At 60.3% G+C, this 16289-nt stretch carries 15 protein-coding genes; 8 read left to right on the plus strand and 7 right to left on the minus strand.

Annotation, left to right across the window (positions count from 1 at the left end; translation table 11 throughout):
• Positions 1-18 precede the first annotated feature (18 nt).
• Positions 19-1284, minus strand: a complete 1266-nt coding sequence (locus FHX06_RS30730; RefSeq protein WP_183882002.1) for an MFS transporter — start codon at positions 1282-1284, stop codon at positions 19-21.
• A 156-nt stretch (positions 1285-1440) separates the two neighbouring features.
• On the opposite strand from FHX06_RS30730, the gene FHX06_RS35760 reads away from it, so the two are divergent.
• Entirely contained in the window at positions 1441-1569 is a 129-nt protein-coding gene (locus FHX06_RS35760; RefSeq protein WP_246715695.1) for a DUF2442 domain-containing protein, read from the plus strand.
• 82 nt (positions 1570-1651) lie between these two features.
• Here the strand turns inward: FHX06_RS35760 and FHX06_RS30740 are convergent, their stop codons facing one another.
• Positions 1652-1990 (minus strand): hypothetical protein, encoded by a 339-nt coding sequence (locus tag FHX06_RS30740; protein WP_018114821.1) that lies wholly within the window; start codon positions 1988-1990, stop codon positions 1652-1654.
• A gap of 403 nt (positions 1991-2393) precedes the next feature.
• On the opposite strand from FHX06_RS30740, the gene FHX06_RS30745 reads away from it, so the two are divergent.
• From FHX06_RS30745 to FHX06_RS30770, 6 genes are all read left to right on the plus strand, one after another.
• Complete coding sequence (locus tag FHX06_RS30745; protein ID WP_113013716.1) at positions 2394-3914, plus strand: alpha-N-arabinofuranosidase; 1521 nt, start codon at positions 2394-2396, stop codon at positions 3912-3914.
• 62 nt (positions 3915-3976) lie between these two features.
• On the plus strand, positions 3977-5062 hold the full coding sequence (locus FHX06_RS30750; RefSeq protein WP_183882004.1) for an ABC transporter ATP-binding protein: 1086 nt from the start codon (positions 3977-3979) through the stop codon (positions 5060-5062).
• 139 nt (positions 5063-5201) lie between these two features.
• Entirely contained in the window at positions 5202-6470 is a 1269-nt protein-coding gene (locus FHX06_RS30755) for an ABC transporter substrate-binding protein (protein ID WP_183882006.1), read from the plus strand.
• A 100-nt stretch (positions 6471-6570) separates the two neighbouring features.
• The gene (locus FHX06_RS30760) at positions 6571-7404 is read left to right on the plus strand and encodes a carbohydrate ABC transporter permease (protein WP_112542218.1); all 834 of its coding nucleotides are present in this window, start codon (positions 6571-6573) and stop codon (positions 7402-7404) included.
• A 1-nt stretch (position 7405) separates the two neighbouring features.
• Positions 7406-8230, plus strand: coding sequence for a carbohydrate ABC transporter permease (locus tag FHX06_RS30765; RefSeq protein WP_018114220.1), 825 nt, complete (start codon positions 7406-7408; stop codon positions 8228-8230).
• A gap of 163 nt (positions 8231-8393) precedes the next feature.
• Positions 8394-9317 (plus strand): ArsR/SmtB family transcription factor, encoded by a 924-nt coding sequence (locus tag FHX06_RS30770; protein ID WP_112542169.1) that lies wholly within the window; start codon positions 8394-8396, stop codon positions 9315-9317.
• A gap of 50 nt (positions 9318-9367) precedes the next feature.
• On the opposite strand, the gene FHX06_RS30775 is transcribed toward FHX06_RS30770, so the two are convergent.
• From FHX06_RS30775 to FHX06_RS30795, 5 genes are all read right to left on the minus strand, one after another.
• The gene (locus FHX06_RS30775) at positions 9368-10498 is read right to left on the minus strand and encodes a substrate-binding domain-containing protein (protein ID WP_183882008.1); all 1131 of its coding nucleotides are present in this window, start codon (positions 10496-10498) and stop codon (positions 9368-9370) included.
• A 63-nt stretch (positions 10499-10561) separates the two neighbouring features.
• A complete protein-coding gene (locus FHX06_RS30780; RefSeq protein ID WP_183851227.1) occupies positions 10562-11548 on the minus strand; it encodes an ABC transporter permease in 987 nt (328 codons plus the stop codon).
• Positions 11545-12531 carry an ABC transporter permease gene (locus FHX06_RS30785; RefSeq protein ID WP_183882010.1) on the minus strand — a complete coding sequence of 329 codons (987 nt, stop codon included), beginning with the start codon at positions 12529-12531 and terminating at the stop codon, positions 11545-11547. Before FHX06_RS30785 ends, FHX06_RS30780 begins: the two co-directional genes overlap by 4 nt.
• Entirely contained in the window at positions 12528-14042 is a 1515-nt protein-coding gene (locus FHX06_RS30790) for a sugar ABC transporter ATP-binding protein (RefSeq protein WP_183882012.1), read from the minus strand. Before FHX06_RS30790 ends, FHX06_RS30785 begins: the two co-directional genes overlap by 4 nt.
• Positions 14039-14923: a sugar phosphate isomerase/epimerase family protein gene (locus FHX06_RS30795; protein WP_183882014.1), complete on the minus strand. Its 885-nt coding sequence runs from the start codon at positions 14921-14923 to the stop codon at positions 14039-14041. The genes FHX06_RS30790 and FHX06_RS30795 overlap by 4 nt, the downstream gene beginning before the upstream one ends.
• Positions 14924-15077: 154 nt before the next feature.
• Between FHX06_RS30795 and FHX06_RS30800 the strand changes: the two genes are divergently transcribed.
• Entirely contained in the window at positions 15078-16106 is a 1029-nt protein-coding gene (locus FHX06_RS30800; protein ID WP_183851231.1) for an AraC family transcriptional regulator, read from the plus strand.
• Positions 16107-16289 lie beyond the last annotated feature (183 nt).

A 16289-nucleotide genomic window follows, 5' to 3' on the forward strand; every position in this document is an offset into this window, starting at 1 on the left:
GTGTTGCGGGGCGGCAACCTAGCCCTCGCCTTCCGCGAGATCAACCCGGTTTGAACCATTGACCGACGTGTCATCCTCATCTGCCGGCGATGGCGCGATGGAGCCGAAAGCGGTGCAGAAGATCGCAACGGCGAAGAGTGCCACTCCCCCATGAACGAAATAGGCAAGGCTGTAGCCGCCAAGATCCGTCAGCCAGCCGGCGACAATGTTGCTGAGAGATGCGCCGATGCCCTGAACCGTCATGACGGCGGCCAGACCGACATTGAAGCGCCCGGTGCCTGACAGGATACGCTCTGCGGCGATCGGTGTCGCGATGCCGATGAGGCCTGCACCGACGCCGTCGAGGATCTGGACTGGGAAGATGGCGGCAAAGTTTGTGAAGGCGCCGGCGATCAGGCCTCGAACAGGCAAGGCGGAAAGCGCGATGATAAAGACGGTGCCAAGGCCGAAGCGACGGATCATCAAGGGGGCGGCGAGCGCCATCGCAATCATGGACAGTTGTGACACCCCTGTCGTGACCGCGGTGGTTCGGAAGGGTGTCCCGAGCTGGATTGAGAAATCCTGGGCGATCAGGCGGCTGATCGGGGCGTTGCCGAAATGGAAGACCATCAGCACGACGGCGAGCAGGACGAGACCCTTCTTGGCAAATAGAACGGAGAAGCCGGAGGGACCAGGCGCTCCGTCGTCGTGCGCAAGACCGCGGGCGGCCTCATGGTCGATGCCGCGCGGATCGACCGCAAGAACAGCCAGAATGGTCGCTGTGGCCGTCATTACCATCATGGCAATGACGCCCTTCAGCCCGAAAGCGAGCGACGCGAGATAGACCCCAGCAAGCGATGCGACGTTGCCGGCGTGGTTCCAGAATTCGTTGCGCGAGACCTGCCCGGAAAAGCGGCGTTCGCCGACAAGCCCGAGCGTCAGCCCTATGAGAGCGGGGCCGACGACCGCCCCGACGATTGCGGTTGCCGATTGGCCGCCGAAGACGGCGGCGTTGCCGGGGCTTGCAAGCGTCCAGAGAGCGGCAGCCGTCACCAACAGAACCGGCAGGATGATCAGCGTGCGTTTGCGGTGCGTCGCGTCGACCCAGGCACCGAAGAATGGCGTGGCGACTATGCCAAGCACGCCACCGATCGTGGCGACGAGGCCAAGCGCCATAGGTGACCACCCTCGGGTGGCGAGGAAGCCGTCGAGAAAAGGTCCGAGACCGTCGCGGGCGTCAGCCAGGAAGAAGTTCAGGACGGCAAGCGCCAGAAGTGAGCGATCCTTGGCGAGCGATGCGGGCATCGAAGGCTCCGAGAGAGGCGAGGTTTAGGGCTTCAACGGGAAGCAGGCGACGGAAAACGGATGCTCTCGGCAAACGGTTCCGCTGACGCCCAATGGAGGGTCCACGCGTCCTGCGGGCCGGCGTCCCTGTCGCGTCATCTTGGAAGGAGCGGTTCAATGTGGATTTCAATAGATGATGGGCGCACTCTCAGTGTGCCTTTGGCTTGCATTCCACAGTTCTTGAACGCGACATCGGATCAGCTGCGCAAAGTTCAGGTCAGCCCAATGGGCCCTGGACTGACCTGAACGAGGATATCTCTATTAGCGACTTACTGCAGGGACGCGGCGACCGGCCGCGATCCGTTGGCAATCCTGGGGCGGTCCTGCTCTAGAGATCCAGGCGGAAATACACGCCGTTGCGATGTGGGCGATAGTAGCGATCACCGTAGTAACGGTCACGGTATCGCCAGCCGCGATCGTCCCGCCAGCGCCGCTCTGCGCGCCAATCCCGATAGTCGCGATCTCGATAGTAGCGGCGGTGATGCCAGCCATACCGGTCGTAATCACGATGATGGCGGTAGTGGCGGTGCCGGACCTGAACGACCGCGCTCTTTTCCACCGATGCGGACGGCGCCGCCGATCGAGGCATCGCCGCTGCAGGCTCTGCCGCGACCAAGGCCGAGCCGAGCGAGAGAACGGCTGCCACGGCAAAATGAGTGATTTTCATAGTTTCTCTCCTTGGTAGTTGTGACCAAGGCTGGCCCCTGCGCCATGAACTCCTTCTGAAGACGCTCTTCAGCTTAGGTTCATGTCAAAACCGCAGCCCGCGAGCGGCGCGTGAGATCGGTATTGTGAGAGAGCTCTCATTTTGCGTCGCGAACGCCCCAATTTCGCGCTTGGATATGCCGCTGCGGCGCGGTGGCCACCAGAATTCCGTTTCCCATCTTTTTTTAAGGGGCGCCTTTGCTCCCACCGCCCACCACATGAATGGTTTTCCCAGATTTTTCATGGGCTTCGCATCTCGCGTGCGATATCAAAACCGATTTATGGATACAAAACAAAATACTTGATAAAAAAAACTTGTCAGAATAGCTTCTTCAAAAATCAAATTCAATAAACGAGGAACATTCATGCGAGCTAAGGCGACCCTGAACAGGGAATTCACCATTTCGAACGTCGATAAGCGTGTCTACGGCTCCTTCCTGGAGCACATGGGCCGCGCCGTTTACACCGGGATTTATGAGCCGGGTCACGAAAAAGCTGATAAGGACGGATTCCGTACCGATGTTCTTGATATGGTGCGCGACCTGGATATGCCGATCGTGCGCTATCCGGGCGGCAACTTCGTCTCGGCCTATCATTGGGAAGACGGCATCGGTCCGCGCGACCAGCGCCCCACGCGTCTCGACCTTGCCTGGCGGACCCGCGAGACCAACCAGATGGGCATCAATGAATTCGCTGACTGGTCGAAGCTCGCGAAGACCGAGATGATGCTGGCCATGAACCTCGGTTCGCGCGGCCTGAACGATGCCCGCAATTTCCTCGAATATTGCAACCATCCTGGCGGTACATATTGGAGCGACCTGCGCGCCAAGCACGGCTACAAGGACCCGCACAATGTGCGGATCTGGTGCCTCGGCAACGAGATGGACGGCCCCTGGCAGGTCGGCCATAAGACCGCGACCGAATATGGCCTGCTCGCCAACGACGTCAGCAAGGCGTTCAAATATTTCGACAAGACGCTCGAAACCGTCGTCTGCGGCTCGTCGAATGACAAGATGAAGACCTATCCCGAGTGGGAGGCGCAGGTTCTGGACGCAAGCTATGACAGCGTCGACTACATCTCGCTGCACAAGTATTTCGGCAACGAGGAAAACGACACGCTGAATTACTACGCCAAGGCGATCGAACTCGACCGCTATATCGTCACGATCGGCGGCGTCATCGACTACATCAAGGCGAAGAAGCGTTCCAAGCGCGACGTGAAGATCTGCTTCGACGAATGGAACGTCTGGTATCACGACCGCAAGGAAGACGATCAGCGCTACAAGAACTGGGACTGGCCGGAGGCGCCGCCGCTCCTGGAAGAGCTCTACAATCTCGAGGATGCGATCTTCGTCGCCTCGCTGATCAACGTCTTCATCCGTCGTTCCGACCGCGTCAAGATCGCCTGCATGGCACAGCTCGTCAACGTCATCGCGCCGATCCTGACCAAGGCGGGCGGCCCGGCCTGGCGCCAGTCGATCTACTATCCGCTGCAGTTTGCTTCGAAGTACGGCCGCGGCACTGCACTGGCGGTGTCTTCATCCGGCCCGACTTACGATTGCGAAGTCGCACAGGACGTTCCCTATCTCGATCTTTCGGCGGTGCTGCATGAGGATGGCAAGAGCATCGCGCTCTTTGCGATCAACCGCAGCCTCGATGAGGCTATCGACCTCGATATCGACCTGCAGGGCTTCAAGGGCGTCAAGGTGGTCCAGCATCATGCGATGGTCGGCGATGACCTGAAGGCCCGCAACTCCGTCGAGGATCAAAACCGCATCGTGCCGAAGGCAGGATCCGGCCTGCAGGTCACCGATGAAGGCAGGCTCACCGGGTCGCTGCCGGCGAAATCCTATCATTTCATCCTGCTGTCAGTCGCTTCGGCATGAGCTGATCGCTATCGGGGCAGCGGAGGAGGCTGCCCCGTTCGGACTGCCAATCGGGAGGATGTATGTCTGGGATAAAACTGACTGATGTCAGGAAGTCGTTCGGCTCCTTCGCCGTCATTCACGGCGTCGACATCGAGATCGAGCAGGGCGAGTTCGCGGTTTTCGTCGGCCCCTCCGGCTGCGGAAAGTCGACGCTGCTGCGAATGATTGCCGGGCTTGAAGAAACGAGCGGCGGCGAGATCAAGATTGAGGATGAGGACGTCACCCACAGGGAAGCGTCGAAGCGCGGCGTTGCCATGGTCTTCCAGTCCTATGCGCTTTATCCGCATCTATCGGTTTTCGAAAACATGGCCTTCAGCCTGTCGATCGCCAAACGGCCGAAGGCAGAGATTCAAGCGAAGGTGAAGGCGGCCGCCGATATTCTTCGCCTGACTGACTATCTTCAGCACAAACCCAGCCAGCTTTCCGGTGGTCAGCGCCAGCGCGTGGCAATCGGCCGCGCCATCGTGCGCGAACCGAGGGTTTTCCTGTTCGACGAACCGCTCTCCAACCTCGATGCCGAATTGCGCGTGAAGATGCGCATGGAAATCGCCCGTCTGCACCGCCAGATTGGGGCCACGATGGTCTATGTGACCCATGATCAGGTCGAGGCGATGACGCTCGCCGACAAGATCGTCGTGCTGAAGGAGGGTGTCGTCCAGCAGATCGGCGCACCCTTGGAACTTTACCGCAATCCGCAGAACATGTTTGTCGCCGGCTTTATCGGTTCGCCGGGCATGAATTTTCTGAAGGGCAGGGTCGTGTCCGCTGGCCAGGGCTCTGCCCGTGTCGAGCTCGATGATGCGCCGGGCCAGGCCTTCGACCTGCCGACACGCAGTCCGGTCGCCGAGGGTGCAGCCATCAATGTCGGCGTGCGGCCCGAGCATATCGGCCTTGGCGCCTCAAATGGCGGCCTGACGCTGCCTGCCACCGCCGAGTTCACTGAGGAGCTCGGTGGCACAGGATATCTTCACGTGTTGACCGCAACCAATGCGGAAATGACGGTCGAGTGCCGCGAAAGCAGGCCTCAGCCGAAGGAGAAGATCAGCCTCTCCCTGAGAGTGCCTGAAATGCTGGCTTTCGACGCCGAAGGCAGAAGGCTCAGTTGATTGAAACGGAATCCGGATCAGATCCGGCGACCGAAAGAAATGCAGGACATCTGATCGCGCGCCTTTGGAGGAGGTTCGCGGCGAGAGACGCCCCGTGCCGCGGGGTGACCTTAACCCATGCTTTAGAGGAGGAACAAACGTGAGAAAGATCTTAAAACTCGCCGTCTCGGCAGCCATCGCATTGCTGCCCTCGGCGGCGGCATTTGCGCAGACGGACATTACCTGGTGGGATTTCTTGAGCGGCGGCGACGGCGTTCGCATGAAGGCGCTGATCAAGGAATTCAACGACACCCATCCTGACATCAAGATCAATGCCACGACGCTCGAATGGGGCGTGCCCTTCTATACCAAGGTGCAGACGTCGGCCGCCGTCGGCCAGCAGCCGGATATCATGACCTATCACATGTCGCGCTATCCGCTGGCGGTGCCGACCGGCATCCTGCGTCCCTTTACCGACGAAGAGCTGGCATCGGCCGGCATCAAGAAGGAAAATTACGTGGACGCGGCCTGGAAGCAGGCGACCTTCGACAACAAGGTCTACGGCATTCCCTTCGACGTGCATTCGATCGTTCTCTACTACAACAAGAACATCCTGAAGGAAGCCGGCCTGCTCGGCGACGACGGCCTGCCGAAAGGTTTCGACGGGCTCGACAATTTCAACGCCGCCCTCGACAAGATCAAGGCGACGGGCAAGGTCGAATATCCGCTGTCGCTGCACACGGATGAAGGCGGCTCCATGTGGCGCGTCTTCTATACGCTGCTCTCCCAGCAGGGGGCAAAGTTCATCGACGGGGACCAGATCCTGCCGGGCGATGCCGGCGTGAAAGCCCTGAAGACCATGGCGAACTGGGTTTCCGGTGGCTATTCGCCGAAGCTGATCTCCTATGAAGCCTCGATCGCGCTCTTCACCTCCGGCAAGGCAGCTCTCCACGTCAACGGCGTCTGGGAAGTGCCGACGATGGCCGATCTTGCCAAGAAGGGCGAACTCGGTTTCGAATGGGGTGCCATCGAAATTCCGAACCTGATGGGCACGCAGGCCACCTGGGCGGACTCGCATTCCTTCGCTGTCCCGAACAGCGAGAGCAAGCCGATCACCCCTGAAAAACTGAAGGCCGTGCTGCAGATCATTGCCTGGATGAATGAGCACTCGATCTCCTGGGCAAGTGCCGGCCACATTCCTGCTTTCAAGCCGGTCACGGACAGCAAGGAATTCAAGGAAATGCAGCCGAACGCCACTTATGCAAAGCTGGCCGATACCGCCGCCTTCGACCCGGTTTCCAAGCTCGCAGGTGTTGCCGGTCCGATTTACGAGGCAACCCAGAACTTCGTGGTTCCCGCACTCAACGGTCAGCTCGATCCGGAAGATGCTATCGACCAGATGCGCGAAGAGCTGGAAAGCCAGAAGTAGGAAGACACTGGCCGGAGCCAGCCTCCGGCCAGTCCTTCGTCCAGGGAGATGATCTGTGGTCAACACTGAAAAGCGACGCAAGACGCTGACGGCGATCGTCATGATCGCGCCGTTCCTGATCGCCTATGCGACCGTCTTTGCCTATCCGGTCTACAAGATGTTCGCCTTGAGCTTTACCGACGCGCCGCTCGTCGGCGAAGGCCAATGGGTGGGCTTCGACAATTACGTGAAGCTCTTCCATCAGAAGCTCTTCTATACCTCGGTGTGGAACACCGGCTATTTCGTCGTTCTGACCGTCATCCCGAATACGCTGATCGGCCTCGGACTGGCGCTGATGGTCGTGCGTCTGAAGGGCTGGATGCAGAGCCTGGTGCTCGTGCTTTTCTTCATTCCCTATATTCTTCCGGTTTCCGTCGTGACCCAGATCTGGAAATGGGTGCTCGATCAGCAGTTCGGCATCGCCCAATTCGTCATCGAGGCCGTCACCGGCTCGCGCGTCAGCGTCTTCCGCGATCCGGTCTGGGCCATGCCGATGGTGGCGCTTGTGACCGTCTGGTGGACCAACGGTTTCAACCTGCTGCTCTTCATCGCAGGCCTGCGCAACATTCCCAATGACTATTACGAGGCGGCCATGCTTGATGGCGCGACGCGCTGGCAATGCTTCAAGCGCATTACCTGGCCGCTGATCTGGCCGGTGACCGCGCTGGTGCTGACATTGCAGCTGATCCTGCAGCTCAAAATCTTCGACCAGGTCTATCTTCTGACCGAGGGCGGGCCGTTCAATTCCACCTATGTGCTCCTGCAGCTCGTCTATCGTGAAGCCTTCCGATCGAACCATGGTGGTCTCGGCTCCGCAGTCGCAGTGATCCTGTTTCTGATCATCGTCGTCGTCTCGGTGCTGCAATACCAGCTGTTGCGAGTGAGGGAGCGCTGAGATGCCCGGCAAGACAATCGGCAACGCGCTGCTGCTGCTCCTCACGGTGGTGATCGCCTGCACCTGGGCCTTCCCGATCTATTGGGCGATCGTCACATCCATCAAGCCGGAACAGGACGTCGTCAACAAGACCACCCTCATTCCCGACGTCCTGAATTTCTCAGGCTATTATTACGCGCTCTTCGAGACGAAGCTGTCGACCTGGTACCTGAATTCCATCGTCACCTCGGTGACGGTAACCGTCGTCGTCATCCTGATCAGCGTGATGTGCGCCTACGCGCTGTCGCAGATCGTCTTTCCCGGCCGCCGGCTTCTCTACGGCATCATCCTGGCGAGCTTCATGGTGCCCTCGCAGGCGCTCGTGATCTCCCAATTCGTGCTGATGCACAAGCTGAACCTGATCAATACCTGGGGCGGCATCATCCTGCCGCAGCTGATCGTTCCCGTTGTCGTCATCGTCTACAAGCAGTTCTTCGATTCCGTGCCGAAGGAGCTGCGCGAGGCCGCAAAGCTTGATGGCTGCGGCGAGTTCCAGATCCTGTTCAAGCTCTATTTGCCGCTGAACTGGGGTATCACAACCGCGCTCGCGATCATCACCTACATCATGGCCTGGAACGCCTTCCTCTGGCCGTTCCTCGTCACCAGTTCCGACGACATGATGACGATCACCGTCGGCATCACCCAGACGCGGGATGCGTTCGGCGTCAAGTATGCGCGCGATATGGCTGTCGCCATCCTTGCAGCGATGCCGGTCGCTCTTGCCTATCTGCTGTTCCAGAAACGCGTGACACAGGCCCTGATGCTGTCATCCGGCATCAAGGGATAATGCATCAGGGGTTGTTTCCGGGCCGAGGTGAGAAGGCCCCAGCCGGTCCGCGAGAGCTCTCCCGAGGCGCGGGCCGGCGATCAAAAAAGAGCGGCGACATCGGATATGACGCCGTGATATTAGCTCAAACCAACCAGAAAGACTGGAGAACCAGTATCAGGGCATGGAGACGAAACTTCTAACCGTCGATCCGATGCGTGACGTTGACGTCGTGCAGGCACTCGGTTCTCCGACGCGCATCGAAATCCTCAACCTCTTGCGCCAGAAAGGGCCGCTGAATGTCAACGACATCGCGGCACAGATGCGCCTGCCGCAATCGACGACGGCAACCAATCTGAAGTCGTTGGAGCAGGCGGGTCTCATCCAGACCCAGACGATGAAGGCGACGAAGGGAAATCAGAAGATCTGCTCCAGCATCTATGACGAAATCCTGATCCGCTTCGATACCAACGGCACGAAGGCAAGCCAGGATGTGGTGACCGTCAGCATGCCGATCGGCCTCTTCACGGAATTCGACGTCGGCGCCCCCTGCGGCCTCTGTTCGGTCAACAACGTCATCGGCATGCTCGATGTGCAGGAAGTCTTCCTCGATCCGCAACGCATGCAGGCGGCGCTGCTGTGGTTCACCCGCGGTTATGTCGAATATAAATTCCCGAACAATGCCAAGGTCTCGGGCAAGAAGATCCGCAAGGTGGAATTCTCAGCCGAGCTGAGCTCCGAGACCCCGGCCACGAACGCGAACTGGCCATCCGACATTTCCATCTGGGTCAACGGCATCAAGGCCGGACACTGGACTTCGCCTGGCGATTTCGGCGATCGCCGCGGCATGTATTCGCCGTCCTGGTGGAAGCTCTCGGGCTCCCAATACGGCAAGCTCAAGACCTGGACGATCGATGAGACAGGCACCTGGATCGACGGCGCGATGGTCTCGACCCAGACCATCGCCTCCCTCGGCATAGCCGATCGTCACTCGATCCGCTTCCGTATCGGAATCGACGAAAAGGCCGACAACCCTGGAGGCATGAACCTTTTCGGAAAGGGTTTTGGCGATTTCGACCAGGATCTGGTGATGTCGATCTATTTCTGATCACTATGGATGCCCCGGCGTTTCCGCCGGGGGCTCCTGTCGTTCAAAGCCTATTTCTTGCCACCCCAAAGCTCCGGATAGCCGGGCAGATCCTGGCAGCCGCAAAGGCTGTAGTGTAACGGCGGCATGCGCTCGTCGATATAGCTTGCCAGCGTATCCTGCGTGATCGCCGGCTGCGGCAGGATCCATTCCGGACCCGGCACCTGTTTGCCGTCGAGCACATCAAGAGCGCCGAGGATCGCTGTCCGCCACTGGTAGGTCGGATAGGATGGGCCGATTGCCGTCAGCTTGTCCTTCTGCCATTTGCGCAGGAAGTCCTGCTGGTCTTCGCCGCTGATGACAGGGTAGGGCAGTCCGGCATCTTCGAATGCTTCGAGTGCTGCGGTGGACGTATCGCCGGCATCCATCCAGACGGCATCGATCTTTTCGCCGCGATTGATGTAGTCCTCGACGACCGCCTTGGTCTTGGCTCGATCGCTTCCGGTGAATTCGGAGCCGATGACCTTCAGGCCGGCTTCGTCGAAGATGTTCTTCGCTGCCGAATAGCGGGTCTCAAGTACGTCGACACCCGGCATGATGCGCAGTGCCAGAACATTGGCGCCCTTCGGCAGCTTGCTGGCGATGAACTCGCCCGAGGTGATGCCGAAGCCGTACCCACCGACCGGGTGGATGTAGGTGACCGGGCACTTGGTAGCGACGCCGCGGTCAAAGACGATGACCGGCAATTTCGCGCAGGCTGCCTCCACAGCCGGCGTTAGCGCCGCCGTCGTGTTCGGCGATACGATCAGCGCATCGCACTTACCGCCGCTGACCAGGGCTTCGATATCGGAGATTTGCTTATCGTCCTTGCCTTCGGCATCGACGACCACCAGTTCCTTGATGCGATCCTTGTGCAGTTCGGCCTCGGCCTGCAGATTGTGCATGCCAACGACGCGCCAGGGGTTGAATATCCCGGCATTGGAAAAGCAGATCGTGACCGGGCCGTCCTTCTTGTATTTGGCGGCATCGACCATTCCGTCCCCAAGATGCTGCTCCCACGGCTTGCCCTGAGGGCCTTGCGGCGTCATCGAAAGCTGCTCGCGCTGCTTCTTGAATTCAGCGGGATCGTTGAATTCCTGCGCATAGCTAACGCCGGCAAATGCCATCGCTATCAGTGCTGCAACAACTGCTTTGTATTGCATCTTCTTCCTCCTCCATTGTGCCGGCGTACCGGCGGTTCATCGCTTGTCTCTCCCTGCAAGCAATCAGGTCTTTCTCCGATCTCGCCAGGCGCTGGCGCCGACGGCGGCAATCAGAATCACCCCCTGGATGCTGTCGCGCAGCGCCTGGGGCAGGCCGGCGAGATTGAGTAGGGTGAAGAGCGCGAAAAGGCTAAGAGCGCCAAATAACGCACTCCATAGCGAGCCGCGGCCGCCGAGCAGCTGGGCACCGCCGATGACGCAGGCGGCAATCGCCTGCAGTTCCATGCCGCGGCCGGCGTTGACGGACACACCGGAAAAGCCACCGACGAGGATGCCGGCGGTGACCGCCGCCAGTGCCGACACAACGAAAGCGGCGATGCGGGTGGCGGCGACCGGCAAGCCTGCGAGTTCCGCAGCCCTCGGATTGTCGCCGATCGCCAACGCTCGTTTGCCGTAGACAGTGCCGTGCAGTCCCCACCAGGCAACCACGAGAAAAAGCAAGAGGATGATGACTGCGAGCGGCAGGCTACCGATCAGCCAGACATCGCGCATCAGGAGACGGCCGAGATCGCGGAAATTGTCCGGCAGATCGCCGCGCGCCGCACCACCCGACCAGGCCAGCGCTAGGCCGTTGACGAGCAGCATGGTGCCAAGCGTGGCAATAATCGAAGGCACCTTCAGAAAAGTGACGACGAGACCATTCACCAGGCCAACAGCGAGACCCATGAGGTAGAGGACGCCGATCATCGGCCAGGTCATCTCGGGGTCGCCATTGATCAGGATGGAAGCTGCCAGAACGACGAGGGTGACGATGGCCCCCACGGAGAGATCGAAACCACCGGTCAGAACGACATAGAGCTGCCCGACGGCGAGGATGATCAGCGGCGCTGCGCGGCGCAGGAAGTTCATGAAAAGGCCGGCTTCGAGGTAGTTCGGCTGAAGGCTCGCGATAGCGGCATAGAGGATAATAAAGACGATCAGGCCGAAGTTGATCTTTGCAAGCGAAATGACCGGGCGACGCATCGGTGTCGTTTCTGAAAGCGGGGTCATGCGACATGCCCCTTGTGACGTATGGCGTGGATGGCAACAGCGGCGATCACGATCGCACCGCGCATCACCTGCTTGAGAAATGCATCGACACCGAGCATATTGAAACTGGCGTCAAGCGTGGCAAAGAGCAGGACGCCAGCGACCGTGCCCGCCACTCCCCCCTTGCCACCGGCCAGTATGGTCCCGCCGATGACGGTTACCGCGATCGATTCCAGGTCATAGATGCCGTCGCGGCCGATCCAGGGCGTACCTGACTGCAGCCGGGCCGCCAGATAGAGCCCCGCAACGCCGGCAAAGAAGCTTGCGATGACATGGGCAGCGAGCACCACGCGCTCCGTGCGGATGCCGGCCAGACGGGCGCCTTGCGGATTTCCGCCGACGGCGTAGATGCGCGCGCCGAATACGGTGCGCGTCAGCAACAGGCTTGCCGCGGCGGCAAGTGCGACGAACAGCAGGACCGGGTAGGGAATGCCGAGAAGACTGGTATAGGCGAAGGCCTGGAAGGACGGCGCGACCGAACCTTGGAGGTAAGTGAAGGATGCCGACAATAATCCCTGGATTGTCAGGCCTGTGCCAAGCGTTGCGATCAGCGGGTTTATGCCGCAATAGGCGACGAGCAGTCCGTTGATGGCGCCGACGATCAGGCAGAGGACGAGGCACGCAAGGATCGCCGGCAGGATCATTGCCGGATTTGCCTGCATGATGAACGAGGCAAGGACCGCGACCGCGCTGATTAGCGCCGCCACCGAAAGATCGATCGAGGCGACGAGAATGACGAAGGTCTGGCCGAGCCCGACAAGGCCGAGAGCGACCATCCGTTGAAACAGGCCGGCCAGCCCTTCAAGATTCAGCTGGCTTGTCTCCCCCGTCGCTATCGCCGCAATGACAAAGATGCAGGCCGAAACCAGCACGAGCACGGCGGCCACGGAAAGGCGTATCGGGTGACGGGTACGGCTTGTCGCCGGAAGGGTCTCGCCACTCATGTGAGGGCCTCCTGCTTCTGGCGTATATCGATGCCGAGCGACAGCGCCATCACTGCTTCCTCGCTTGCGCCGCGCGGCAACTCGCCGGCGATCCGGCCCTGATGCATCACGAGAATCCGGTCGGAAATGCCGATGAGTTCTGGCATGTCAGAAGAAACGACGATGATGCCGCGGCCGGTATTGGCGAAGCTTCGCATCGCCTCGTAGATCGCTGCCTTGGCGGCGATGTCGATGCCTCGGGTCGGCTCGACGAAAACGAGGATATTCGATTGCCGCGCAAGCCAGCGGGCAATGATGACCTTCTGCTGATTGCCGCCGGAAAGCGAATCGACCGCCTGGCCGAAATCGGCAGCTCGCACGTCCGTCACCCGCAGCACCTCGTCGATGCGGTCTCTTGAGAAGGCTCCGCTTTCGGGGCGGGTGAAGAAATTCGACATGGATCGGAGCGTCAACAGTGCGTTGTCGCGAACGGACTGCCGCAGCAACAGTCCCTCGCGCTTGCGATCGCCCGGCAGATAGCCGATGCCGCGGCTCGTCGCGCGGCGCGGCGAGGTGATTGCCTGCGGACCGCCGCCAAGTCGTATCGTACCTGCTGTCAGCGGCTCATCGCCGATAATTGCCTGTGCGAGCGATGCCTTTCCGGAATCTTCCAGCCCGGCGACGCCGATGATTTCGCCGGCCCGGAGATCGAGATCGATGCCGCGCAGGTAGGTATTTCCGCCCTGTTCTACCGAGAGCAACGAATGACCGGGCTTGCCGGCCGGCGGCGATGGATAGAAGTCCTTGAGATCACGACCGACCATCGCCCTGATGATCGCGCCAATATCGGCGTCTTCCCGCGATTTCGTCCAGATCCTACGGCCGTCCTTCAGCACCGTGATGCGATCGGCAAGAGCCATGATTTCCGGCATTCTGTGCGAGATGTAGATGATCGAGACGCCTTCACTCCGCAGGCCGCGCACGAGTTGCAGCAGGGCCTGGGCGTCACGTTCGTCAAGGGCCGCCGTCGGCTCGTCCATGACGAGAATCTGCGCATCGAGCAGCAACGCCTTGGCAATTTCCACCAATTGCTGGCCCGCAATCGAAAGCGTCGAAACCTGCCGGTCCGGATCGATACCGGCGCCGAGACGCTGCAATAACTCCATGCTGCGGCGACGCATCTCGCGCCGGTCGAGAACGCCGCGCCGCGAGGGCTCGCGGCCCACGAAGATATTTTCCGCAACGCTGCGATAGGGCAACAGGCTAAGTTCCTGATGGACGATGGATATACCAGCCGCCTTGGCCTGTTGCGGGTGGGCGAAATCTGCGGATTGGCCGCGAATGCGAATCTCTCCACCATCCGGTCGATAGCTGCCACCGAGGATCTTCATGAGCGTCGACTTTCCGGCGCCGTTCTCGCCACAGATTGCGTGCACCTCTCCGGGACGGCAGTCGAAATCCACCTCGTCAAGTGCGAGCACGCCGGGGAAAGTCTTGGTGATGCCGGCCATTTCAAGTGCGGGTAGCGTCATTGCGCCGGCCCCTTCGAGCCCGATGGGGCGCGTTCTCCGGCAATGTCCCATTCCCTGCGGATGAAGGCGATGCTCTCGGCAAAGAGCGTGTCCAGGTCGTCGAAAAGATCCCGCCAGACGCGCGTGGCTCCCGCAAGCTCGGGTAGGGCACGGCTGAAGGATTCGACCGTGAGCCAGCCGTCATATCCGCAACGGCGCAGCGCTTCAAAATGCGCTGCGAAGGGCACGTGACCGGTCCCCGGAATGCCGCGATCGTTCTCCGAAACATGGTAGTGATTGATTTCCCTGTGGTAACGTTCGTAAGTTGCCGGCGGATCCTTTTCTTCGATATTGGCGTGGAAGGTATCGAACATGTAGCCATAGTTCGGGTGACCAACCTCGCCGTAGATCTCCGAGGCGGCAGCGATCGTCGACATCAGGTAGCATTCGAAACGGTTTACGGCTTCGGCGGAGATGCGAATGCCTGCAGATGCGGCATATTCGGCCAGCGCCCGCATCGCCTCGACGCAGCGGCCGCGCTCATTCGACGTTGGACCGAAGCCGGTGAAGACACCGACGGGGGAATGGAGCGGACCGGCGATCACTTCGCCGCCCATTGCCTGCGTGCAGTCGACGATCCACTTGTGATGGTCGCGGGCGCGTCGACGGATCGCAGGATCTGCACTCACGGGATTGGCCTCCTGGGTCGCGACTGCAGCGGCGCCGGCGGAGAGACCGATATCGCGCAGCATCTTGCCGAGGGCAGCGTAGTGATCCGGCTTTCCAAAAAAGACAGGGATCTCGACCGCGTCATATCCCAGCGCCTTCAGTCGCTCGAGCTGACGGCCATGCGCCGTGGTGATCTCCGCTCCGAGCACAAGTAAGTTGAATGCGATCTTCACGTGTTCTCCTTCCCGTGCGGCAGTCACGTCGTCGTCCCGCGGCATGGTTGCCCATCCTCGGGGTGGATACTTGGCAGACTTGACTCGGTAAAACTTGCGCCCCACAACAGTGGTAAATTTCTTAAGTCATTTTCTGCGTTGGGAGGCGCGCGAAATGAATAAGCACACAATCATCAAGCCAGCCGACATTCGTCGTCCTTCGGTCTTTCGTCAGCCGGATTCGATGATGTATGCCGACAATTGCCGCGAGTTGCAGGCTGCCGCCGCGCGTGGCGAAGTCGAGTTGCACGCGTGGACCCGCGGCAGTTATCCCGGCCAGTCGCTCGGAGACCGGCTGCCGGGGATCCGTACGGTCGGCTTCTGGGATGCGCGTTATGCGCAAAGCTGGGGACTCGGCCGCCACTGCAATGAAGGGTTCAAAATCGCCTATCTGGCGCGCGGGAACCTCAATCTCGTCGTGGATGACGAGACCTACAATTTCGAGCAGGGCCAGTTCATCGTCATCCGTCCCTGGCAGCTGCATTCGATCGGCAATCCCGGCGTCGATGCGAGCCGCCTGCTGTGGATCATTCTCGATGCGGGGCTAAGGCGTCCGAGCGAAGCCTGGGGATGGCCGAGCTGGATGGTGTTTTCAAGCGAGGAAGCCCGCACGCTCGGCGAATTGCTGACGCAGAACAACCAGCCGGTCTGGGATGGTGGCGCTGATCTGTGCCGCGCCTTCGAGGCCGTGCCCTCGATCCTGCTCGGACGAACGCCCGAAGATGGCGAAACTCGGCTGAAGGTGGCGATCAATACGATCATGCTGAGCCTGATCGACCGGATGACGGAGCAGGCGCCGAAGCTCGATCCCGATCTTTCGACGTCGCAGCATACGGTGGCGATCTTCCTGCGCCGGCTGGCTTTCGCGCTTGCCGAAGACTGGACGCTCGATTCCATGGCCGAAGAATGCGGTCTGTCGCGCACCCGTTTTTCGGAATATTGCAAGCGGCTGACCAACATGACGCCGCGGCAATATCTGCAGCATCTGCGGCTGGAAGAGGCCTCGCGCCTTTTGAAGACGCCGGGGCGTAGCAGCATCACGGAGATTGCCTTTTCCTGCGGCTTCAACTCCAGCCAGTATTTCTCCAACGCATACCGCAAGCGTTATGGCCATGCCCCGAATGGTGCGGCTGCTTCTGCCTGAGGCGGTGCGTCCGACCGCCTCGCGTGACGACATCATCGATATCGCACGGTCGCTGGTGCGGCCGGGCAGGGAGGTGAGGGAAGGGGCGGCGTGGATTGTAATGATAGCGACTGGTTGCGAGCCGGCCTCACGTAGGCAGGATCACTTCTAGCCGTTTCCCCCGCCATTGTTGTGAGTGCAGAT

The sequence above is a fragment of the Rhizobium sp. BK512 genome (assembly GCF_014194915.1).
Classification (GTDB): Bacteria; Pseudomonadota; Alphaproteobacteria; order Rhizobiales; family Rhizobiaceae; genus Rhizobium.

Coding starts and splice junctions, on each gene's coding strand:
- FHX06_RS30800 (WP_183851231.1), top strand. CDS start 15,078: ATGAATAAGCACACAATCATCAAGCCAGCCGACATTCGTCGTCCTTCG.
- FHX06_RS30745 (WP_113013716.1), top strand. CDS start 2,394: ATGCGAGCTAAGGCGACCCTGAACAGGGAATTCACCATTTCGAACGTC.
- FHX06_RS30785 (WP_183882010.1), bottom strand. CDS start 12,531: ATGAGTGGCGAGACCCTTCCGGCGACAAGCCGTACCCGTCACCCGATA.
- FHX06_RS30750 (WP_183882004.1), top strand. CDS start 3,977: ATGTCTGGGATAAAACTGACTGATGTCAGGAAGTCGTTCGGCTCCTTC.
- FHX06_RS30740 (WP_018114821.1), bottom strand. CDS start 1,990: ATGAAAATCACTCATTTTGCCGTGGCAGCCGTTCTCTCGCTCGGCTCG.
- FHX06_RS30765 (WP_018114220.1), top strand. CDS start 7,406: ATGCCCGGCAAGACAATCGGCAACGCGCTGCTGCTGCTCCTCACGGTG.
- FHX06_RS35760 (WP_246715695.1), top strand. CDS start 1,441: ATGTGGATTTCAATAGATGATGGGCGCACTCTCAGTGTGCCTTTGGCT.
- FHX06_RS30775 (WP_183882008.1), bottom strand. CDS start 10,498: ATGCAATACAAAGCAGTTGTTGCAGCACTGATAGCGATGGCATTTGCC.
- FHX06_RS30770 (WP_112542169.1), top strand. CDS start 8,394: ATGGAGACGAAACTTCTAACCGTCGATCCGATGCGTGACGTTGACGTC.
- FHX06_RS30760 (WP_112542218.1), top strand. CDS start 6,571: ATGATCGCGCCGTTCCTGATCGCCTATGCGACCGTCTTTGCCTATCCG.
- FHX06_RS30730 (WP_183882002.1), bottom strand. CDS start 1,284: ATGCCCGCATCGCTCGCCAAGGATCGCTCACTTCTGGCGCTTGCCGTC.
- FHX06_RS30780 (WP_183851227.1), bottom strand. CDS start 11,548: ATGACCCCGCTTTCAGAAACGACACCGATGCGTCGCCCGGTCATTTCG.
- FHX06_RS30790 (WP_183882012.1), bottom strand. CDS start 14,042: ATGACGCTACCCGCACTTGAAATGGCCGGCATCACCAAGACTTTCCCC.